Here is a 21814-nt window from a genome sequence, read left to right on the forward strand (position 1 = left end):
CATAAATAATGTTTAGTATATCAATACAATAAACATGAAATTACGAGACAATTGGGCTATTTTGCGCTTTGTTGTTTTAAATACTAAACAAGATAACGAATTTAAGAAAAAAAGTCTTTAATTATTTTAAAGATTTAAAAACGATAAGGAGAAAATGTGAAGTCAGTAATCAACTTATTAAATTATCTGCTACGATAAATCAATTAAAAGCCAACTGTTCTTTTGAATGAGTTTACAATCTATTTAAGGAATATTTAAAGATGGTGGGTCGTGCAGGATTCGAACCTGCGACCAATTGATTAAAAGTCAACTGCTCTACCGACTGAGCTAACGACCCATCTGAGAAGTATTTGAAGTGAAAGTTTAGATGGTGGGTCGTGCAGGATTCGAACCTGCGACCAATTGATTAAAAGTCAACTGCTCTACCGACTGAGCTAACGACCCATCTAAATTCTAAATCTGTTTGGCAGTTATCCTTGCCAACGGCGGCATATATTACTGATTTCTCAGCGTGGTGCAATGTTTATTTTGGAAAAATTGTTTAAATGCTTATTAAGCAGTCAATTATTCCCCAAAAGACCGATTTCTGACCTTTCGGGGATAATTATTACATCCCGGAAAGCTTTTTTCCGGCCATTTTTGCTGCATTCGAGTCTGGATATTGCTTAACCACCTGCTGATAAACCGCTTTCGCTTTATCCTTTTGCCCCTTTTCCTGCATGATTAGACCAACTTTATACAAGGAATCACTGCTTTTTTGTGACTTAGGATAGTCTTTCACAACAGTGGCAAAATAATAAGCCGCATCGTCTTTCTTGCCTTTGTTGTAATTCAACTGCCCTAACCAATAATTGGCATTCGACAAATATTTAGACTTAGGATAGGTTTTGGCAAAATTTTGAAATGCGACAATCGCTTTATCATATTCTTTGGTATTGATAGCCAAAGAAACAGCGGCATCGTAATCACCTTTTTCACTTCCTGTACTTGCCGGCACAGCAGATTTTTTATTCTCAGCTTGTGCCGAAGGTGCCGCATTACGATTTTCTGGCTCTGAACTCTCTGCACTGGATGGATTGGTGATTTTATCCAATTGCAGGTAAAGATCTTTTTGACGTTCAATGATCTGATTTAATTGATACTGGTTTTCCTGAATTTGACCGCGGAGTGTATCGATATCACGTTGAGAATCAGAAAGCTGTTGCTGAAGCTGGGTTAATAATTGACTGTGAGCGTCAGAAATACGCTCTAATTGGGAGAGGCGCTCATCGGTGGAGCCTGAGCCGACATTACTGATTGGCGCTCGGGCGGTAGCGGCCCAAGGAGCCGCTACGCCAACCAATAACGACAGACCCAACATATAACGTCTGAAGTTACTGTTCATGCATTACTCTTAGTATACGATCACAGCGCGACGGTTTTTCGCATATGCTGCTTCGTCATGGCCAAGTACAGCTGGTTTTTCTTTACCGTAAGAAACGATAGCAAGCTGATCAGCAGAAACACCTTTACCTTGCAGATACATTTTCACTGCATTCGCACGGCGCTCACCCAGAGCAATGTTGTACTCTGGAGTACCACGCTCATCTGCGTGACCTTCGATAGTCACTTTTACAGACGGGTTAGTACGCAAGAAGGCAGCATGTGCATCCAACATCTGAGCAAATTCGCTGTTGATGTCGTATTTATCGAAACCGAAGTATACGATGTTGTTATTTTGCAGCTTTTGCATCTGCTGACGCGCTAATTCTTCAGCAGACAGAGTCTTAGAAGAATTATCAACAGTGCCTACACTAGACTGATCATTATTGCCAGTTTTGTTAGAACTACACGCTGCTACGGCCATGATTGGTAAAGCTAACATCAGCCCTTTTAGCACTTTGTTCAGTTGCATCTCTTTGATCCTTTTATAGTTTGCCATACATATTATTATGCATCACAGATACGGCGACCAGGCAGGGAATTTTACCTGTCCATCGGTAGCCGGAAGACGCGCTTTGAAACGCCCATCAGTCGAAACTAGCTGCAATACAGTTCCCCACCCTTGAGTGGAGCTATAAATCACCATAGTGCCATTAGGTGCGATGCTCGGCGTTTCATCCAGGAACGTATCTGTCAAAATTTGGACAGATCCCGTTGCTAGATCCTGTTTGGCGATATGCTGACTGCCACTCGCTGAGCTAACCATCACAATAAAACTACCGTCAGGGCTAACATCTGCATCTTGGTTTTGTGGTCCTTCCCAAGTTAGGCGTTGTGGAGCACCGCCATTAATATCGATTTTATATAATTGTGGACGCCCACCCTGATCTGAGGTATAGACCAATGTCTGGTTATCTGGCATCCAACTTGGCTCAGTATTGTTACTGCGACCATCAGTGATCTGGCGGATTTGGCCAGACGTTAAATCCATCACGTAAAGATTCAAACTACCGGTTTTAGATAATGCAAAGGCAAGTTTAGTCCCATCCGGAGAAAATGCAGGGGCTCCGTTATGGCGAGGGAACGAAGCTACCTGACGAATAGCACCTGTCGCCAGTGTTTGGATAATCAGCGCAGAGCGACCACCTTCAAATGTAACATAAGCAAGTTTGGAAGCATCTGGCGACCAAGCTGGTGACATCAATGGATCCGGTGAGCTATGTACGGTAAATTGATTATAACCATCATAATCAGAAACACGCAGCTCATTTCGATACTTACCTGAACTGCTATTTTTAACGACATAAGCTATACGGGTAGTAAATGCACCTCTGATGCCCGTCAGTTTTTCAAATACCTGATTACTGGCTGTGTGTGCCGCGAAACGTAACCATTTCTTTTCAACGGTGAATTGTTCTTGTGCCAACACCGTTCCTGGTGCACCAGCAACATCAACAAGTTGATAAGAAACCAAGAACTTACCATCTGCACTGGGTTGAATATGTCCAACAACGACTGAATCGATCCCCAACGCAGCCCATGCCGCAGGCGTTACCTCTGATGCAGTCGTCGGTTGTTGCGGCATACGGGCAGAATCAATCGGATTAAATTTTCCACTGTTTCTCAAGTCCGCAGCAATAATTGAGCCAATATTTTCAGGTGACTCACCTGCCCCAGTCCATTTAAATGGGACAACCCCAATAGGACGGGCAGAATCAACACCCTGTGTAATTTCAATGCGAACCTCTGCATGAGCAAGTGCCGCCCACATAACCAGAAAGCCTAATATGACTTTAAACATCTGTTTAAAAGTTTGCTTCATCATCTCTCCCTTATCGCGATCTTTTACTCGCCGCAATAATCCGCCGGATTCTAACAAACGCCAACAAACAAAACTAGATACCTAAATAAAATCTAATAATTTTGTTTGTATATATAAATTATTCGAAAGTTTATTTAGTGCATAGCAATTATGCACCAAACACTTAAATTACTGCGGTTTAAATTCTAATGTGAAACTCTTAAAATATTCATAAACCTCTTTGCTTGGTGGAGGCGGCATCTTTTTTGCCAAATTAGCTGCAGTAATTGCCGCTCGACATAACGCCGGATCACCCGCTCCTGCTTTGATATCAATCAGTAATCCATCTGGCGCCAGTTTTATATTTAAATCACAAGTACGGCCAATATACAGGTTGGAATCGTAAAATTTACTCTCTATTGCAGCCTGAACTTTTCCCAGATAACTATTAATATCTTGCTGAGAAAGGCCACTTTTCTTACCACCACCTTTTCCTGCCGCAGCCGCACCACCCTGCTTAGGTGTATTAGACGTTAATCCACCTAATAGATCATTAACCGTTTGAGTTTGCTTTGCTGCTTCCACCTTAGCTTTTGCTTCTGCCTTAGCTTTTGCTTCGGCTGCTGCTTTGGCTTTAGCTTCGGCTTCCGCTTTAGCTTTGGCTTCGGCTTTAGCCTTGGCTTCAGCTTCCGCTTTAGCTTTTGCCTCAGCCGCCGCTTTACGTTTTGCCGCTTCTTCTGCCTCTTTCTTCGCCTGGGCTTCCGCTTTCTGGCGGGCTTCAGCTTGCTCTTTTAGAATTCTTTCTTTTTCTGCCAGTGCTTTTGCAGCCGCTTCTTCCGCCTGTTTTTGTTCTTCACGCGCTTTAGCAGCGGCAGCTGCTGCCTGTTCCTGCTCTTCACGCGCTTTAGCGGCAGCAGCCTCAGATTGTTTTTTTTGCACTTCAGCTTCCTGTAGCGCTTTAATTCGTTCTTCTTCAGCCGCTTTCAAGCGTTCCTGTTCTTCCGCCTGCTTTGCCCGCAATTCAGCAGCCTGTTGCTCCGCTTTTTTCTTCCGCTGTTGTTCAGCTAACTTTGCATTGGCCTGTTGCTGTTGTTGTTGGTTATATTGCTGAACGACCGCATTCGGATCAACCATAACAGCATCAATGACAGTACCGCCTTGTCCACCGCCCCCCATTTCTGTTTTTTGCGTCAAAGAACCCCAAATCAGAAACCCGATCAGGATAATATGCAATATTACAGAGATGATAATGGCCCGATTCAGCCTATTATTTTGCTCGCTTGTCTTTCCCACGCTCGACATCCAGAAACTTTAAGTAACAGCCGCTGTCAGGTGCCGATAGGCTGGGTCATTAAACCCACCGATTTTACACCTGCCTGACGAAGCATATTCAACGCCTTGATAATTTCATCATAAGGAACTTCCTTAGAACCACCAATCAGGAAAATTGTTTTCGGATTGGCTTTCATCACGGTTTGAGCTTCTGCAACAACTTGCTGTTCAGGTAATAATTCCAAACGTTCCTGGTTAACAACCATGTTGTACTGTCCTACCCCAGAAACTTCCACAATGACCGGTGGATTATCAGTGCTAGAAACTGTTTTTGAATCCACCGAATCAGGTAAATCGACTTCTACGCTTTGCGTGATAATTGGTGCTGTTGCCATGAAAATAAGTAGCAATACCAGCAACACGTCCAGCAAGGGAACGATATTGATCTCGGATTTTAGCTCACGTCTGCGACTACGAGTACGCGCCATTCACTGATTTCCCCTTACGATTTATTACGACTTAACAGTATTAGAAGCAAATGCCTGACGATGCAAAATCGCCAGAAATTCTTCCATAAAATTATCGTAAACTTGTTCTAATTTATTAACACGCTGGTTCAAACGGTTATAAGCCATCACCGCAGGAATTGCCGCAAATAGGCCAATAGCTGTTGCAATCAGAGCTTCAGCAATACCGGGAGCCACCATTTGCAGAGTTGCTTGTTTAACTGCTCCCAAGGCGATAAAGGCATGCATGATCCCCCAGACCGTACCAAACAAACCAATATAAGGACTGATGGAACCTACTGTACCCAAAAATGGAATGTGATTTTCCAATACTTCCAATTCACGATTTAGTGAAATACGCATGGCACGGGAAGTTCCTGTAATAACAGCTTCTGGTGCAGCGTTATTTGCCTGATGTAAACGAGCAAACTCTTTAAACCCAGAATGGAATATCTGTTCAATACCATTTAATGAATCACGGCGTGACTGACTTTCTTTGTAAAGACGAGATAATTCAATACCAGACCAAAATTTATCTTCAAATGCCTCTGCTTCACGGCTTGCAGCATTAAGGATCTTTGTCCGTTGAATAATAATTGCCCAAGAGACGATAGAAAAACCAATCAAAATCAGCATGATCAGTTGTACTAAAAAACCTGCCTTAAGAAATAAATCAAGGATGTTCATGTCAGTCACTGCTTAAACTCCGCGACAATAGACTTTGGAAGCGCAATCGGCTTCATTTGAGATGAATTCACGTAGACAACCAGGCATTCCGCACTGCTGAAAACTACGCCATTACAATCAACAATTCGTTGAATAAATGTTAGGGAAGCTCCACGGATATTCGTAACTTCACTTTCAACAATCAGTTGATCATCCAGTTTTGCTGGTTTCCGATAGTCAATCGTCATACGACTAACAACAAAACCAACTTGCTCATCCAGCATAGACTGTTGGTGAAAACCTCTTTCACGCAACATCTCTGTACGAGCCCTTTCGTAAAAACCCAAATACCGAGCGTGGTAAACCACACCACTAGCATCTGTGTCTTCGTAGTAAACACGGATAGGCCAACGGAACAACATATTACTCATATAATCCTAATTAGGCGAATTGACGCTGTCACTATACTTAAGACAATAGCGCTTTGGAATGACTTATTAGTAAAAAAAAATTTATAGGCTATCAGCCTATAAAATTACAACTAGTTTATTTAAAGAAATGATATAAGCCAAAAAGAAGAATAAGAAATGCGGGTAATGGGTGAAAAAACAATCGCCAGATAATACTCTTAGGATGAAAACCAACACCAAAAGTAACGCCAGAACAAACTGCCCAAATCAATAAAATACCTTGCCATATTTGTAGTGAACTGGTGCTGGCGGCAAAACGTGCCGGATCCCAAAACACACATGCAGCAAGTGTTAAAGCGATAATGAGGATAAGAGCCCTCAATAGGCCCTTATCCATAAGCTGGTAGCATCTATCAGCCATTATTTTTGTCACTCTCAGAAGCGTTTTGTGATTCGCTATGCTCAAGTGCCAAAGCAGCAATGACCGCAAAACTACAAGCCAAGAGCGTTCCGAGAATCCAAGCAAAATACCACATGCCTATGCTCCTTAGTACAGTGAGTGTTTGTTGTTATCAATATAGTTCTTATCCAAACGCCCGAAAGTTTTGTAGTAACACCAAATGGTGTACAACAACACAGTAGGAACAAAGATAAGCGCAACAACTAACATAACTTGCAACGTCCACTGACTGGATGTCGCATCCCACATAGTCAAACTGACATTCGGGTCAAGGCTTGATGGCATAACAAACGGGAACATAGCAATGCCTGAAGTCAGGATAATGCAAGCCACTGTCAGGGATGAGAACAAGAATGCCCAGGCGCCTTTATCCATCCAAGTAGACAGCATAGTCAGCAGAGGAAGAATCACTCCCAGCACAGGTATCGCCCACAAAAGCGGGTAGTTATTGAAGTTGATCAGCCATGCACCTGCCTGCTGAATGACTTCTTTATGTAACGGATTAGATGCAGCATTAACATCTAGCCCCCCCGTGACAACATAACCATCAATGCCATAAATCAGCCATATTCCTGCTAATAGGAATGCTATTGCCGTTATCGCTGCACAAACATGGGTTGCGGTACGGGAACGTAGGTGCAGTTCACCCGTTGTACGCATTTGCAGATAAGTTGCACCTTGTGTCACAATCATCATCAGACTAATCACCCCTGCCAACAATCCGTAAGGGTTCAGTAATCCAAAGAATGAGCCTTCATAGGAGACACGCAGGTAAGAATCGACTGCTAATGGTACACCTTGCAGCAAGTTACCAAATGCCACCCCGATAACCAATGCAGGTACGAAACTACCGATAGCCAGCCCCCAATCCCACATATTGCGCCATTTGCTGTTTTCCAGTTTTGAACGGTAATCGAAACTCACCGGACGGAAAAACAATGCAGCCAAAACCAGGATCATTGCCACATAAAAGCCAGAGAAAGCGGCGGCATATACCATTGGCCATGCAGCAAACAGAGCACCACCCGCGGTAATTAACCAAACCTGGTTACCATCCCAATGTGGGGCAACTGAGTTAATCATGATACGGCGTTCGGTATCATTTTTACCAATGATCCGCAGCAGGATACCCACCCCCATGTCAAAACCATCAGTCACGGTGAAACCGATCAGTAACACACCAATCAGCAGCCACCATATAAATCGTAATACATCATAATCAAGCATAAGTGGACTCCTGCTTACTCAATATTATTCGCTGAAGACACTGTTTTTTGTTCAAAATGGTAACGACCTGTCTTCAGGCTACTTGGGCCAAGACGAGCAAATTTGAACATCAAAAACATCTCTACGATCAAGAACAAAGTGTACAGACCACAAATCAGCACCATTGAGAAAATCAGATCGCCAACACTGCGTGTTGATGCCGCGACAGCCGTTGGCAACACCTCACCAATCGCCCATGGTTGACGACCATATTCTGCGACAAACCAACCAGACTCAATGGCAATCCATGGCAATGGAATACTGAACAATGCAGCACGCAACAGCCATTTATGTTGACCAATACGGTTACGGAGAACACTCAGGAACGACAGGCCGATAACCAACAGCATAATAAAGCCAGCAGCAACCATGATACGGAATGCAAAGTAGAGCGGCGCTACACGTGGAATAGAGTCTTTCGCAGCAGCTTTGATTTGCTCTTCTGTTGCATCAGTTACGTTTTGGGTATAACGCTTCACGAGCATGCCATAGCCAAGATCTTTCTTACTTTCATTGAATGCACTACGAACACTTGGATCAACATTACCTGCACGCAGTTTTTCCAGTAATTCATAGGCCTTAATACCATTACGGATACGTTGCTCATGCTGGCTCATCAAATCACGCAAGCCAACGACCGGGGTATCTGTTGAGCGGGTAGCAATTAAACCTAAAACGTAAGGAATTTGGATGGCGTATTTATTTTCCATTTTATCCTGATCAGGAAGACCAATCAGCGTGAATGAAGCTGGAGGTGGCTGGGTTTCCCACTCTGCTTCAATTGCTGCTAGTTTGGTTTTCTGCACGTCCCCCATTTCATATCCAGATTCATCACCCAGAACAATAACAGACAGTACCGCTGCCATACCAAAACTCGCTGCAATCGCAAAAGAGCGTTTAGCAAACCCCAAATCACGCCCTTTAAGCAGATAGTAAGAGCTGATACCTAGCACAAAAACAGCCCCTGTCACATAACCCGCTGCAACAGTATGGACAAATTTCACCTGTGCCACTGGGTTAAGTACCAGTTCGCTAAAGCTCACCATCTCCATTCGCATGGTTTCGAAGTTAAAGTCAGACGCAATCGGGTTTTGCATCCAACCATTCGCAATCAAGATCCACAATGCAGAGAAGTTAGAGCCTAATGCAACCAGCCAGGTAACCGCCAAGTGTTGTTTCTTACTCAGTCGATCCCACCCGAAGAAAAACAGGCCAACGAATGTAGATTCGAGGAAGAATGCCATCAGACCTTCGATGGCCAGAGGCGCACCGAAAATATCACCAACATAATGTGAGAAATATGACCAGTTGGTTCCGAATTGGAACTCCATGGTCAAGCCCGTTGTGACACCTAGAGCAAAGTTAATACCAAATAACTTACCCCAGAATTTTGTCATATCTTTATAGATTTGTTTGCCAGAAAGGACATATACCGTTTCCATGATCGCAAGCAAAAACGCCATACCAAGCGTTAATGGTACAAACAGAAAATGGTACATAGCAGTTAAGGCAAACTGTAATCGTGACAGTTCGACAATATCAAACATCTTGACTCCTTGCTCCTAGCAGGAAGACACCGACTTGCGGCAACCCGACTTCGTAAAACGAAAGTCTCGTAACTACCAGCAATAAATGCCTCAAACACAACAATGAATTATTACAAAATGGAAAATTCAATAGATACCACAATAATATTACGCCTATATTCACATACAATAAATAGCTTTTACGTGACTCAGCTTAGAATTCTGAATATAGGTCAACAAAACCATACATTCTCAAGTTAATACCTATATATACTAGATCAATTTAATCAAGTTTAGCGAATACAATATAGAGTAATAAATTGATTTTAGTCAATTTTTTCCTTATTTTGTTAATCTTTACAGTTATTATTTCATTATAGTTTATCTAATGTTAATAAGTTGTTATTTGTAATGGTTCGTAATTTATTTTTTACTGTAAAATTCGTTAGAAAATTAACTTTTCGTTTTCATTCTTTAGAAAAAATATTTTTTCAATTTAATTAATCAAATAAATAGATTTTACTAAAACCTAATTAAATTAAATTGAAAAATAAATCATCTTATAAATGAACTAACCTACTGTTAATATTATGAATAAAAAATAAAAGGCCACCCTAGGGCAGCCTTTTTCTATAAAAATGGTTTATTTTGTGATTGTTATGCTAATAACGCTTTTACAGCATCGCCAATGTCTGCAAGGCTACGGACGGTCTTCACGCCAGCAGCTTCCAGTGCAGCAAATTTCTCATCTGCTGTTCCTTTACCACCTGCGATAATCGCTCCGGCATGACCCATACGCTTACCTTTAGGTGCAGTCACACCCGCAATATAAGCAACAACCGGCTTAGTCACATGCTCTTTGATGTAAGCCGCAGCTTCTTCTTCGGCTGTACCACCAATTTCACCAATCATGACAATCGCTTCTGTCTGTGGATCTTCCTGGAATAGTTGCAGAATATCGATGAAGTTCGAACCCGGGATCGGGTCACCACCGATACCGACACAGGTAGATTGCCCCAACCCAGCATCTGTGGTCTGTTTAACCGCTTCATAAGTCAATGTGCCTGAACGGGAAACAATGCCCACTTTACCTGACTTGTGAATATGACCAGGCATGATGCCGATCTTACATTCGTCAGGAGTAATGACTCCCGGACAGTTAGGACCAATCATACGAACACCAGCTTGATCCAGTTTTTCCTTAACGGTCAACATATCGAGTGTTGGGATGCCTTCTGTAATAGTGATGATCAGTTTAATGCCTGCATCAATCGCTTCCAGAATGGAATCTTTACAAAATGGTGCTGGAACATAGATTACAGAAGCGGTTGCACCCGTTGCTTCAACGGCTTCACGCACGGTGTTGAATACAGGTAACCCTAAATGCTCAGTGCCACCTTTACCCGGTGTTACGCCACCCACCATTTGAGTACCGTAGGCTATCGCCTGTTCGGAGTGAAAAGTCCCCTGGCTGCCAGTAAAACCCTGACAAATCACTTTGGTGTTTTTATCGATCAAAATAGACATTATTTATTCCCCGCTGCGGCTACTGCCTGTTTAGCTGCGTCAGTCAAACTGGTAGCGGCAATGATGTTCAAACCGCTATCCGCCAGCTTTTTAGCACCCAGTTCAGCATTGTTTCCTTCCAGACGAACGACTACCGGTACGTTAACACCCACTTCTTCCACCGCACCAATAATGCCGTCAGCAATCAAGTCACAGCGGACAATACCACCAAAGATATTAACCAAAACGGCTTTAACATTTTCATCTGACAAAATGATTTTAAATGCTTCGGTAACACGTTCTTTTGTAGCACCACCACCGACATCAAGGAAGTTTGCTGGTGCACCACCATGCAATTTGACAATGTCCATCGTTCCCATTGCCAGACCTGCACCATTCACCATACAACCAATATTGCCATCCAGCGCAACATAATTCAGTTCCCACTGTGCAGCCTGTGCTTCACGTGGATCTTCCTGCGAAGGATCGTGCATTTCACGCAATTCAGCCTGACGGAACATCGCATTACCATCAGCACTTAATTTTCCATCCAAACAAACCAGATCACCTTGCGTTGTGATCACTAGAGGGTTGATTTCGACCAATGCCAAATCACGCTCTAAGAACAAGTTAGCCAATCCCAAGAAAATCTTGGTGAATTGACCAACTTGTTTACCCGTCAAACCAAGTTTGAACGCCAATTCACGGCCTTGATACGGCATAGGGCCAGAGAGTGGGTCGATAATGGCTTTATGAATTAACTCAGGCGTTTCTTCTGCCACTTTTTCTATTTCGACGCCACCTTCAGTAGAGGCCATGAACACTACACGACGTGTACCACGATCAACAACAGCCCCAAGATACAGCTCCTTGGCAATATCGGTAGCCCCTTCCACCAAGATCTGATGAACAGGTTGCCCCTGTGCATCTGTCTGGTAAGTTACCAGTCGTTTGCCCAGCCATTGTTCAGCAAAAGTGCGAATATCTTCTTTACTGTTGACGACTTTCACGCCACCCGCCTTACCGCGGCCACCTGCATGAACCTGACATTTAACGACCCAAGGACCTGAACCAATCTTGGATGCTGCTTCTTCTGCTTCGCGCGGTGTGGTACAAGCATAGCCAGCAGGTGCTGGTAAACCATACCGTGCAAAAAGTTGTTTTGCCTGATACTCGTGTAAATTCATGATGTTCTATCCATAATTTAATTTAAGAAAGGTAAATTACCTTCTATTTTGTTGCTCTGGATATGACCAGCCCCAAGGGGCTGGCCTGCATATATTTTTACATCAACGTCGTACTACTTCAGACTTGGCAGAATTAACACTCTCCGCCGACAGTGATGCTATACATCCAGCAACAAACGTGTTGGATCTTCCAGCATTTCTTTGATGGTCACCAGGAAGCCGACTGACTCACGACCGTCAATCAGACGGTGGTCATAGGACAGTGCCAAGTACATCATCGGAAGGATCTCAACCTGACCATTTACCGCCATTGGGCGATCTTTAATGGCATGCATACCAAGGATCGCGCTTTGTGGTGGGTTAATGATCGGGGTGGACATCAGAGAGCCGAAGACACCACCGTTGGTAATAGTGAAATTACCGCCCGTGAGTTCTTCAACAGTCAGTTTACCGTCGCGGCCTTTGATAGCCAGCTCTTTGATGCTTTTCTCAATGTCAGCCATGCTCAATGCATCTGCATCGCGCAATACTGGTGTAACCAGACCACGTGGTGTAGATACAGCAATACTGATATCAAAATAGTTGTGGTAAACCACATCTGTCCCATCAATGGAAGCGTTCACTTCTGGATAACGTTTCAATGCTTCAACAACCGCTTTCACATAGAAAGACATGAAGCCCAGACGCATACCATGGCGTTTCTCAAACGCATCGCCATACTGCTTGCGCAATTCCTGAATTGGCTTCATGTTAACTTCATTGAAAGTTGTCAACATTGCCGTATTGTTCTTCGCTTCAAGCAAACGTTCTGCAACACGCTTACGTAAACGCGTCATTGGGACACGTTTTTCACTGCGGTGTGGCAATAAGGATGGCTGTTCAGCAGATGCAACGGGCTTATCACTCTCTTTTTTATTTGCAGCGATATGCTTTTCTATGTCTTCACGGACAATGCGACCACCAACACCACTGCCTTTAATGGCAGCAGGATCTAAATCATGCTCGGCAATCAGACGACGAACCGCAGGACTTAGTGCATCGTTGCTTTCTTCTTCCAAAGAGGCGGTTTGACGCTGTGCTGGCGTTGTTTCTGTTTTTGCTTTTACTTCAGCAGGGATACCCGTGCTGTCACCCAGACGGATACGACCTAACAGTTGCTTGGACAGTACAGTGGCACCCTCTTCTTCCAAAATAGATTCCAAAACACCGGCTTCACTTGCTGGTACTTCCAAAACCACTTTATCCGTTTCAATTTCAACCAACACTTCATCACGCTCTATGGTGTCACCTGGTTTTTTATGCCATGTTGCCACAGTGGCATCTGCAACAGATTCAGGAAGGTCTGGAACCAGAATTTCTACGCTACTCATTTTCTATCCTTAATTTATTCAACGTTCAGTGCGTCATTAACCAGTGCTTGCTGTTGCTGCTGGTGAACAGACGTATATCCCACAGCTGGGGAAGCAGATGCCGGACGACCTGCATAACGTAAAGAAGCCCCAAATGGGATTGCTTCACGGAAATTATGTTGACTGCAATACCAAGCCCCTTGGTTCAGTGGCTCTTCCTGACACCAGACAAAGTCATGAACATGAGCATATTGCTCAAGCTGAGCTTGCAGATGATGACGTGGGAATGGGTACAGCTGTTCAATACGCACAATAGCAACGTCAGTCTGTTCATTCTTACGACGCTGTTCCAGCAGATCGTAATAAACTTTGCCGGAACAAAGCACAACGCGCTTAACACCTTTTGGATCTAAAGCGTCAATTTCACCAATCACTGGCTCAAATTTGCCATGCGCTAATTCATCCAGAGTAGATACTGCCAATGGATGACGCAGTAATGATTTCGGTGACATCACGATGAGCGGACGGCGCATACCACGCAGAGCCTGACGACGCAACATGTGATAAACCTGAGCTGGAGTAGATGGTACGCAAACTTGCATGTTTTGCTCAGCACACAGTTGCAGATAACGCTCCAGACGTGCCGATGAGTGTTCTGGTCCCTGTCCTTCATAGCCATGTGGCAGCAACATAACCAAGCCACACATTCGGCCCCATTTCTGTTCACCAGAACTGATAAATTGGTCGATCACAACCTGAGCCACGTTGGCAAAGTCACCAAATTGGGCTTCCCAAATCGTCAAAACACGGGGTTCAGTTGTTGCATAACCGTATTCAAATGCCAGTACCGCTTCTTCTGAAAGGACAGAATCCCATACATTAAATACACCTTGGCCATTATGGATATTCGCCAAGGGCACATAAACAGAAGCATTGTTTTGATTGTGAATAACAGCATGACGGTGGAAGAAAGTACCACGTCCCGCATCTTCACCAGAAATACGGACAGGTATACCTTCATCAACCAGGGTCGCGTACGCCAGTGTTTCCGCAGCACCCCAGTCAAACAATTTATTGCCATTAGCCATTTCTGCACGGTCGTTATAGATTTTCGCAACACGTGAATGCATTGCTACTTCGGCAGGAACGGTACTGATGCTTTTGCCAAGATCTTGTAGACGTTTCATATCCATCTGATGTGGATACTCTTCATCCCATTCGTGGTTTAAGTAGGGTTCCCATGTAAACGAGTGCAGCCCCATTGGGCGCCATTCATCGACAACACATTCACCATGATCCAATGCATCACGGTACAGGTTCACCATCTCAGTAACATCATTGGCTTCCAGCAAACCTTCCGCTACCAATTTATCTGCATAGATTTTACGTGCAGTTGGTTGTTTTTTGATTTGCTGGTACATCAGTGGCTGAGTTGCACTTGGCTCATCCGCTTCGTTATGACCGTGGCGACGGTAACAAACCAAGTCGATCATGACGTCACGTTTGAAGGTATTACGGAAGTCAAGTGCCAGACGAGTAACGAATGCCACCGCTTCCGGATCATCGGCATTAACGTGGAAAATTGGTGCCTGAACCATTTTCACAATATCAGTACAATATTGTGTTGAACGAGCATCTTTCGGGTTAGACGTGGTGAAGCCAATCTGGTTGTTCACTACGATACGAACAGTACCGCCAACTTCATAACCACGAGCCTGAGACATGTTCAACGTTTCCTGAACAATCCCCTGCCCTGTGACTGCGGCATCACCGTGGATGGTGACCGGCAGAACCATGTTACTGCGACCTTCATCAAGACGATCACGGCGGGCACGTACAGAACCGATAACAACAGGGCTGACAATCTCAAGGTGAGATGGGTTAAAGGCTAGTGCCAAATGCACCAAACCACCTTCAGTTTCAAAATCAGAAGAAAAACCTTGATGGTATTTTACGTCACCTGTGCCCAGATGCTCTTTATGTTTACCTGCAAATTCGTCAAACAGATCAACCGGTTTTTTACCCAAGAGATTGACCAAAACGTTGAGGCGACCACGATGAGCCATCCCCAATACCACCTCACGGGTATTTTGTTTACCCGCGTGACGGATCAACTCTTTTAACATAGGGATAAGCGCATCACCACCTTCCAGGGAGAAACGTTTCGCCCCTGGGAATTTAGCACCTAAATAGCGTTCCAAACCTTCCGCTGACGTTAATTCTTTCAGGAAACGACGCTTTTCTTCCGCACTAAACTGTGAACTGACTGCCACTGACTCCAGACGTTGCTGGATCCAACGTTTTTCTTCCGTATTGGTGATATGCATATATTCCGCACCAATTGAACCGCAATAAATGCGTTTCAGCGCGTCATACAGATCAGCCAATTTCATTGTCTCTTTACCAATGGCAAAAGAGCCTACATTAAAGGTTTCTTCAAAATCCGCTTTTGTTAAATTATGGAAAGCAGGCTCAAGATCAGGTACAAGTTCCTGTTTCCATAATCCCAATGGATCAAGATTTGCATGTTGGTGCCCGCGGAAGCGGAATGCATTGATGAGCTGCAAAACTTTGACTTGTTTTGCATCCATTGCTGGATCGCTGACTGAAGTGTGATAACGTGTGGCATCTTTTGCCAGACGACGGAAATAATCGCGTGTCTGTGAGTGAAGTTGTTCGCCGCTAAGTCCTGCATCTGGTAATTGTTGGAAAATTTCTCTCCAACTTGCATCAACAGAATTAGGATCGGTTATATAGTCTTCATAGATTTGCTCTATGTAAGACTGGTTTGCACCAGCCAGAAAGCTTGAGTCCAGCCAGTCCTTCATTGCGCCGTTCTGCATTGTGATCCCTTAAGCTTTAAAAGCTTTAGTTTTCGCCGTGGTTAACAAATACCGCTTAATTAGCGGTGTTGATAAAAGGTTCATTTGGACGTGCTTAATGCATGTTCTTCTATGGGTTTTCCTACCCTTCAAGGAACCTTTAAAAACTAACTATCAGTTTTTAAAGATCCCTTTATTTGGAAACATACTTCGTCTTTTTAGCAGCAGGCAATTTATCATTTTTCATTCTTTATGCCCTCCACTGATTTGATATTTATTTCAAAATTGTGGAGGGCAACATTATATGCACTATTTACACACTATTTATGTGTTATTTATGCACAAATTTTTATTTCATTATGCGCTATGTTTCAGCAACATAGATTTAATATGACCAATCGCTTTTGTCGGGTTCAACCCTTTAGGACATACGTTGACGCAATTCATAATTCCATGGCAACGGAAAACACTGAATGCATCATTCAGATTATCCAATCGTGAACTTGTTTCAGTATCACGGCTGTCAATCAGAAAACGGTATGCCGCTAAAAGGCCAGCTGGGCCGATAAATTTATCCGGATTCCACCAAAATGATGGACAAGATGTTGAGCAACAGGCACATAAGATACATTCATACAAACCATCCAGCTTTTCACGCTGGGCTGGTGATTGCAGGTGCTCACGCGCAGGGGGATTTTTACCATCATTAATCAGATAAGGACGGATTTTCTCATATTGCGCGTAGAACTGCCCCATATCAACAACCAAATCACGAACTACAGGCAAACCAGGCAATGGACGAATAACAATTTTCTTATTGCCACGACGCAGCGCTGAAATGGGTGTAATACATGCCAAGCCGTTTTTACCGTTCATATTCACGCCATCAGAGCCACAAACCCCCTCACGACAAGAACGACGGAATGACAAGGTTGGATCTTGCTCTTTTAGCTGGATGAGCGCATCCAGCAACATCATGTCGCGCCCTTCCTCTGCTTCCAGCGTGTAATCCTGCATATGAGGTACATCATCAACATCTGGATTATAACGATAAATTGAGAATTCAAGTTTCATAGTCTATTTCTCCGCAACTGGAACATCAGCAATGCAATTAGTAAGAACGCACTTTCGGCGGGAAAGCTTCACGCAGCGTTGGCTGCATATTTACTTCACGACGAGTCATGCTCTCAGTTTGCGGTAAGTAGAGGCTATGGCACAGCCAGTTAGCATCATCACGCTCTGGATAGTCAAAGCGGCTATGGGCACCACGACTTTCTGTACGGAAATTCGCAGCAACCGCAGTTGAATAAGCCGTTTCCATCAGGTTATCCAATTCCAAACATTCAATGCGTTGGGTATTGAATTCTGATGAAGTATCATCCAGACGAGCATTTTTCAGACGTTCACGGATCACTTTCAGCTCTTCAAGTCCTCTTGCCATCGCATCACCTTCACGGAATACCGAGAAATTATGCTGCATACAAGCTTGCAATGCCTTGCGGATTTCCACTGGATCTTCACCTGAACGGGTATGATTCCAACGATCCAAACGTTGAAGAGCCACATCAACATCAGATTCGCTGGCATCACGGCTAGTGCCTTGTTCCATCAGACATTCTTTCAAATGCAAGCCTGCGGAGCGACCAAATACCACCAGGTCAAGCAGTGAGTTACCCCCCAGACGGTTTGCACCGTGAACAGAGACACAAGCAATTTCACCCACAGCAAACAAACCAGGGATCACTACATCTTCGCCTTTTTCATTGACTGTCAGCGCTTGACCAGTGATCTTAGTTGGGATCCCCCCCATCATATAGTGACAAGTTGGGATAACAGGGATCGGCTCTTTCACCGGATCGACGTGGGCGAAAGTACGGGATAATTCAAGAATACCTGGCAGGCGAGATTCCAATACGTCTTTACCCAGATGGTCCAGTTTCAGTTTAACGTGCGGACCCCACGGGCCTTCACAGCCGCGACCTTCACGGATTTCGATCATCATAGAACGTGCGACTACATCACGGCCAGCAAGGTCTTTAGCATTTGGCGCATAACGCTCCATAAAGCGCTCACCATCTTTATTCAGCAGGTAACCACCTTCACCACGACAACCTTCCGTAACCAGAACACCCGCGCCAGCAATACCCGTTGGGTGGAATTGCCACATTTCCATATCCTGAACAGGAACACCCGCACGTAATGCCATCCCCACACCATCACCGGTATTGATATGCGCATTAGTTGTGGATTGGAAGATACGACCAGCACCACCGGTTGCCAAAATAGTCGCCTTAGCTTTGAAATAGACCACTTCACCGGTTTCGATACAAATCGCGGTACAACCGACAATGGCACCATCCTGATTCTTAACCAGATCCAACGAGTACCATTCGGAGAAAATAGTCGTGTGGTTTTTTAAATTCTGCTGATACAGAGTATGTAATAGTGCGTGGCCAGTTCGGTCGGCAGCAGCGGCAGTACGAGCAGCCTGCTCGCCACCAAAATTCCTGGATTGCCCGCCAAATGGGCGTTGGTAAATACGGCCATCATCCAGACGGGAGAATGGCAACCCCATGTGTTCCAGTTCCAAAATGGCTTCTGGGCCAGTCTTACACATGTACTCGATGGCATCCTGGTCACCAATATAATCGGAACCTTTCACCGTATCATACATGTGCCATTCCCAGTTATCGTCATGGGAATTGCCCAACGCAACAGTGATCCCACCCTGTGCTGATACAGTGTGAGAACGAGTTGGGAACACTTTGGAAATCAAAGCACAGGATAACCCCATTTGTGAAATTTGTAGTGCAGCACGCATACCTGCGCCACCAGCACCAATAACAACAGCGTCAAACTCTCTTACTGGCAGTTTCATTTATGCACCCCACACCACAATTGTTCCGTAAATCAAATAAGTTAACAGCGCCACAATAATCACCAGTTGCAAAACCAGACGCAGTGCGAGCGGTTTGACATAATCTGTCAGTACCTGCCACATTCCAATCCACGCATGAACCAGAATGGAAAGCAGCGTCAACACAGTGAATACTTTAGTGAGGGATGAAGAAAAGAAACCCCGCCAGACTTCATAGGTAATATCCGACGTTGTTGCGACAAAACCGACGAGATAGAGGACGTACAAAACAATAATAATTGCGGATGCGCGCAGTAGCAGCCAATCCTGAATACCCGTACGACCCAAAGCGGATGCGTTGCTTACCATAATAATACCCCAGCCAGAATAGACAGAATAACCGCGATTGCTATTGCTACTTTGGCAGATGCACTACCGGTAGCGAGATTTTCCTCCAGAAAGCCAAAATCCATCAACACATGGCGAATCCCCCCACAGATGTGGTAAGCCAGCGCCGTCAATATCCCCCACAGGATAAATTTGGCGAAGAAGCCAGTCATGATTTCAGATGCCTGTAGGAAGCCCTCTTGCGAAGATAATGACATCCCCAATAACCACAGTAGAATGCCAACTGCGATAAAGGTAATAATGCCTGAGATACGGTGCAAGATCGATGCTATCGCGGAGACGGGTTGGTTAATCGTCCGCAGATCAAGGTTGACAGGTCTTTGTTTTTTCACAATTTTGCCCACAAAGCTTTTTTTATTTTCCATCCTCCGGTTCCGAGCGGGAATCAGACAGCGCGAAGAGGATACAAAGACACAACATAATTAACTTAAACAATCCTTACAGTTCATCAAAAGTTGTGATTTGGTTACGCTGGGCGCTCCTACATCAGGATAATCCGGAGACCTTATGGAAGTATAATTACTTCACATTGTTATTACAATTGCCACACAATACGATTATTAACATTTAGCTTGAACAGTGAGAAAGATCACGCTTCAAACATTTCTCATAAAACCAACAATCTTGTTTGACAAAGATTAAACATTTATCTTACATATATATCGCTATATATTATTTTCCATCATTTTATGATGAAAAATTAATCTTAACGAAAAATAAAAGTTATGTAAAAGTATCATATAAGCACAAAATGATAACATTTAATGTAAATAATACTTTAAATGTAAATAGTACTTTCAACATAACTTCCAAAAACTTTTTAACAACCTGAAAACCATTGTCATCCGTAATGAGATTTCAGCGTTAAATGTGATACCAGCCTGATTTTAAATTCTCTCCGGTAGCACAATGCCTTCGGCACAGTATAAATTGCGCCTATCTGGTTGTTAGGGTTTATAAAAATAAGCGCTAAGGAGATATAAATGGCTGATAAAAAGGCTACGTTGGACATAAATGGTTCAGCTGCTATCGAACTAGACGTGCTAACGCCGACCCTAGGTTCTGAAGTGATTGACGTTCGTACCCTCGGCTCAAAAGGCTTCTATACTTATGATCCAGGTTTTACTTCCACCGCCTCCTGTGAGTCGAAAATCACCTATATTGATGGCAACGAAGGCATTTTGCTACACCGTGGTTTTCCCATCGATCAGCTTGCAACGGAATCGAACTATCTGGAAGTCTGTTACATTCTGCTATATGGCGAACCCCCCACTCCCGAAGAATACGAAAAATTTAAAACTACGGTGACTCGTCATACTATGATCCACGAACAGATCACCCGTCTGTTCCATGGTTTCCGTCGCGATTCCCATCCAATGGCTGTACTTTGTGGTGTGACAGGCGCACTAGCGGCCTTTTATCATGATGCGTTGGATGTCCATAATCCTCGCCATCGTGAAATCACTGCTTATCGCCTGTTGTCCAAAATGCCAACTGTTGCGGCAATGTGTTACAAATATTCAATTGGGCAGCCTTTCGTATACCCACGTAACGATCTGTCTTATGCTGCTAACTTCCTGCACATGATGTTCTCGACACCGTGTGAGGAATATAAGGTTAATCCAGTATTAGAACGCGCTATGGATCGCATTTTCATTCTGCATGCAGATCATGAACAAAATGCTTCAACTTCAACGGTGCGTACTGCGGGTTCTTCTGGTGCCAACCCATTTGCCTGTATTGCTGCGGGCATTGCATCCCTATGGGGACCAGCACATGGCGGAGCAAATGAAGCCTGCTTACGGATGTTGGAAGAGATCCAAACTGTCGAACACATTCCTGAATTCATCGCTCGCGCCAAAGACAAAAATGACTCTTTCCGCTTGATGGGCTTTGGTCACCGTGTTTACAAAAACTATGATCCTCGCGCAACAGTGATGCGTGAAACCTGTCATGAAGTACTCAATGAGCTTGGCCTAAATGACAGTCTACTGGAAGTGGCAATGGAATTAGAACGTATTGCCTTGCATGACCCATACTTCATTGAGAAAAAACTGTATCCAAACGTCGACTTCTATTCAGGCATTATCCTGAAAGCGATGGGTATTCCATCGACCATGTTCACCGTGATTTTCGCCATTGCCCGTACTATTGGCTGGATTGCACACTGGAATGAAATGCATGATGAAGGCTTGAAGATCGCACGTCCGCGCCAACTTTATACTGGCCACGCAAAACGCGATTTCAAAAGCCAGCTGAAAAAGTAATCTAATCAATCTACATCGGACTCATTTTGAGTAATGTATTTCTGCGCCTCTTATGTCAGTTTTTATTCTGATATCAGGGGCGTAGTTTT

At 44.0% G+C, this 21814-nt stretch carries 20 protein-coding genes and 2 tRNA genes; 1 reads left to right on the top strand and 21 read right to left on the bottom strand.

Annotated features, from left to right (window positions below; translation table 11 throughout):
- Nucleotides 1–261 precede the first annotated feature (261 nt).
- From WDV74_RS11145 to sdhC, 21 genes are all read right to left on the bottom strand, one after another.
- A tRNA-Lys gene (locus tag WDV74_RS11145) sits at nt 262–337 on the bottom strand.
- A gap of 31 nt (nt 338–368) precedes the next feature.
- Nucleotides 369–444 (bottom strand) — tRNA-Lys (locus WDV74_RS11150).
- A gap of 163 nt (nt 445–607) precedes the next feature.
- Nucleotides 608–1384, bottom strand: a complete 777-nt coding sequence (gene cpoB / locus WDV74_RS11155; RefSeq protein WP_338882863.1) for a cell division protein CpoB — start codon at nt 1382–1384, stop codon at nt 608–610.
- 9 nt (nt 1385–1393) lie between these two features.
- Complete coding sequence (gene pal, locus WDV74_RS11160; RefSeq protein WP_338885591.1) at nt 1394–1894, bottom strand: peptidoglycan-associated lipoprotein Pal; 501 nt, start codon at nt 1892–1894, stop codon at nt 1394–1396.
- 42 nt (nt 1895–1936) lie between these two features.
- Nucleotides 1937–3244 (bottom strand): Tol-Pal system beta propeller repeat protein TolB, encoded by a 1308-nt coding sequence (gene tolB / locus WDV74_RS11165; protein WP_338885592.1) that lies wholly within the window; start codon nt 3242–3244, stop codon nt 1937–1939.
- 168 nt (nt 3245–3412) lie between these two features.
- Entirely contained in the window at nt 3413–4516 is a 1104-nt protein-coding gene (gene tolA, locus WDV74_RS11170) for a cell envelope integrity protein TolA (protein WP_338882864.1), read from the bottom strand.
- Nucleotides 4517–4551: 35 nt separating this feature from the next.
- Nucleotides 4552–4983 (bottom strand): colicin uptake protein TolR, encoded by a 432-nt coding sequence (gene tolR / locus WDV74_RS11175; RefSeq protein WP_338882865.1) that lies wholly within the window; start codon nt 4981–4983, stop codon nt 4552–4554.
- Between the two features lie 24 nt (nt 4984–5007).
- A complete protein-coding gene (tolQ, locus tag WDV74_RS11180) occupies nt 5008–5697 on the bottom strand; it encodes a Tol-Pal system protein TolQ (RefSeq protein ID WP_338882867.1) in 690 nt (229 codons plus the stop codon).
- The gene (gene ybgC / locus WDV74_RS11185) at nt 5694–6098 is read right to left on the bottom strand and encodes a tol-pal system-associated acyl-CoA thioesterase (protein ID WP_338882869.1); all 405 of its coding nucleotides are present in this window, start codon (nt 6096–6098) and stop codon (nt 5694–5696) included. Before ybgC ends, tolQ begins: the two co-directional genes overlap by 4 nt.
- 115 nt (nt 6099–6213) lie before the next feature.
- Nucleotides 6214–6474: a cyd operon protein YbgE gene (gene ybgE / locus WDV74_RS11190; RefSeq protein ID WP_338882871.1), complete on the bottom strand. Its 261-nt coding sequence runs from the start codon at nt 6472–6474 to the stop codon at nt 6214–6216.
- Nucleotides 6475–6490: 16 nt separating this feature from the next.
- Nucleotides 6491–6613, bottom strand: coding sequence for a cytochrome bd-I oxidase subunit CydX (gene cydX, locus WDV74_RS11195; RefSeq protein ID WP_338882873.1), 123 nt, complete (start codon nt 6611–6613; stop codon nt 6491–6493).
- A gap of 11 nt (nt 6614–6624) precedes the next feature.
- Nucleotides 6625–7764 (bottom strand): cytochrome d ubiquinol oxidase subunit II, encoded by a 1140-nt coding sequence (gene cydB / locus WDV74_RS11200; protein WP_338882874.1) that lies wholly within the window; start codon nt 7762–7764, stop codon nt 6625–6627.
- Nucleotides 7765–7778: 14 nt separating this feature from the next.
- Nucleotides 7779–9350 (bottom strand): cytochrome ubiquinol oxidase subunit I, encoded by a 1572-nt coding sequence (cydA, locus tag WDV74_RS11205; protein ID WP_338882875.1) that lies wholly within the window; start codon nt 9348–9350, stop codon nt 7779–7781.
- A 636-nt stretch (nt 9351–9986) separates the two neighbouring features.
- Complete coding sequence (sucD, locus tag WDV74_RS11210) at nt 9987–10856, bottom strand: succinate--CoA ligase subunit alpha (protein WP_193848991.1); 870 nt, start codon at nt 10854–10856, stop codon at nt 9987–9989.
- On the bottom strand, nt 10856–12022 hold the full coding sequence (gene sucC, locus WDV74_RS11215) for an ADP-forming succinate--CoA ligase subunit beta (protein ID WP_074022389.1): 1167 nt from the start codon (nt 12020–12022) through the stop codon (nt 10856–10858). The genes sucD and sucC overlap by 1 nt, the downstream gene beginning before the upstream one ends.
- A 158-nt stretch (nt 12023–12180) precedes the next feature.
- Nucleotides 12181–13392, bottom strand: coding sequence for a 2-oxoglutarate dehydrogenase complex dihydrolipoyllysine-residue succinyltransferase (gene odhB / locus WDV74_RS11220; protein WP_338882876.1), 1212 nt, complete (start codon nt 13390–13392; stop codon nt 12181–12183).
- Between the two features lie 14 nt (nt 13393–13406).
- Nucleotides 13407–16214: a 2-oxoglutarate dehydrogenase E1 component gene (gene sucA, locus WDV74_RS11225; RefSeq protein ID WP_338882877.1), complete on the bottom strand. Its 2808-nt coding sequence runs from the start codon at nt 16212–16214 to the stop codon at nt 13407–13409.
- A 336-nt stretch (nt 16215–16550) separates the two neighbouring features.
- Complete coding sequence (locus WDV74_RS11230; protein ID WP_338882878.1) at nt 16551–17267, bottom strand: succinate dehydrogenase iron-sulfur subunit; 717 nt, start codon at nt 17265–17267, stop codon at nt 16551–16553.
- Nucleotides 17268–17304: 37 nt separating this feature from the next.
- On the bottom strand, nt 17305–19071 hold the full coding sequence (gene sdhA, locus WDV74_RS11235) for a succinate dehydrogenase flavoprotein subunit (protein ID WP_338882879.1): 1767 nt from the start codon (nt 19069–19071) through the stop codon (nt 17305–17307).
- The gene (gene sdhD / locus WDV74_RS11240) at nt 19072–19419 is read right to left on the bottom strand and encodes a succinate dehydrogenase membrane anchor subunit (protein WP_047770308.1); all 348 of its coding nucleotides are present in this window, start codon (nt 19417–19419) and stop codon (nt 19072–19074) included.
- Nucleotides 19413–19802 carry a succinate dehydrogenase cytochrome b556 subunit gene (gene sdhC, locus WDV74_RS11245; protein ID WP_193848979.1) on the bottom strand — a complete coding sequence of 130 codons (390 nt, stop codon included), beginning with the start codon at nt 19800–19802 and terminating at the stop codon, nt 19413–19415. The genes sdhD and sdhC overlap by 7 nt, the downstream gene beginning before the upstream one ends.
- 639 nt (nt 19803–20441) lie before the next feature.
- Between sdhC and WDV74_RS11250 the strand changes: the two genes are divergently transcribed.
- A complete protein-coding gene (locus WDV74_RS11250; protein ID WP_338882880.1) occupies nt 20442–21725 on the top strand; it encodes a citrate synthase in 1284 nt (427 codons plus the stop codon).
- Nucleotides 21726–21814 lie beyond the last annotated feature (89 nt).

Source organism: Xenorhabdus sp. TH1 (assembly GCF_037260955.1).
Classification (GTDB): Bacteria; Pseudomonadota; Gammaproteobacteria; order Enterobacterales; family Enterobacteriaceae; genus Xenorhabdus; species Xenorhabdus griffiniae.

Excerpts from the sequence above, each read along its gene's own strand:
- WDV74_RS11250 (WP_338882880.1), top strand. The coding sequence starts at position 20,442 with ATGGCTGATAAAAAGGCTACGTTGGACATAAATGGTTCAGCTGCTATC.
- WDV74_RS11230 (WP_338882878.1), bottom strand. The coding sequence starts at position 17,267 with ATGAAACTTGAATTCTCAATTTATCGTTATAATCCAGATGTTGATGAT.
- sucC (WP_074022389.1), bottom strand. The coding sequence starts at position 12,022 with ATGAATTTACACGAGTATCAGGCAAAACAACTTTTTGCACGGTATGGT.
- sdhA (WP_338882879.1), bottom strand. The coding sequence starts at position 19,071 with ATGAAACTGCCAGTAAGAGAGTTTGACGCTGTTGTTATTGGTGCTGGT.
- tolR (WP_338882865.1), bottom strand. The coding sequence starts at position 4,983 with ATGGCGCGTACTCGTAGTCGCAGACGTGAGCTAAAATCCGAGATCAAT.
- cpoB (WP_338882863.1), bottom strand. The coding sequence starts at position 1,384 with ATGAACAGTAACTTCAGACGTTATATGTTGGGTCTGTCGTTATTGGTT.
- ybgC (WP_338882869.1), bottom strand. The coding sequence starts at position 6,098 with ATGAGTAATATGTTGTTCCGTTGGCCTATCCGTGTTTACTACGAAGAC.
- ybgE (WP_338882871.1), bottom strand. The coding sequence starts at position 6,474 with ATGGATAAGGGCCTATTGAGGGCTCTTATCCTCATTATCGCTTTAACA.
- sdhD (WP_047770308.1), bottom strand. The coding sequence starts at position 19,419 with ATGGTAAGCAACGCATCCGCTTTGGGTCGTACGGGTATTCAGGATTGG.
- cydB (WP_338882874.1), bottom strand. The coding sequence starts at position 7,764 with ATGCTTGATTATGATGTATTACGATTTATATGGTGGCTGCTGATTGGT.
- cydX (WP_338882873.1), bottom strand. The coding sequence starts at position 6,613 with ATGTGGTATTTTGCTTGGATTCTCGGAACGCTCTTGGCTTGTAGTTTT.
- tolB (WP_338885592.1), bottom strand. The coding sequence starts at position 3,244 with ATGAAGCAAACTTTTAAACAGATGTTTAAAGTCATATTAGGCTTTCTG.
- cydA (WP_338882875.1), bottom strand. The coding sequence starts at position 9,350 with ATGTTTGATATTGTCGAACTGTCACGATTACAGTTTGCCTTAACTGCT.
- odhB (WP_338882876.1), bottom strand. The coding sequence starts at position 13,392 with ATGAGTAGCGTAGAAATTCTGGTTCCAGACCTTCCTGAATCTGTTGCA.
- sucD (WP_193848991.1), bottom strand. The coding sequence starts at position 10,856 with ATGTCTATTTTGATCGATAAAAACACCAAAGTGATTTGTCAGGGTTTT.
- pal (WP_338885591.1), bottom strand. The coding sequence starts at position 1,894 with ATGCAACTGAACAAAGTGCTAAAAGGGCTGATGTTAGCTTTACCAATC.
- sucA (WP_338882877.1), bottom strand. The coding sequence starts at position 16,214 with ATGCAGAACGGCGCAATGAAGGACTGGCTGGACTCAAGCTTTCTGGCT.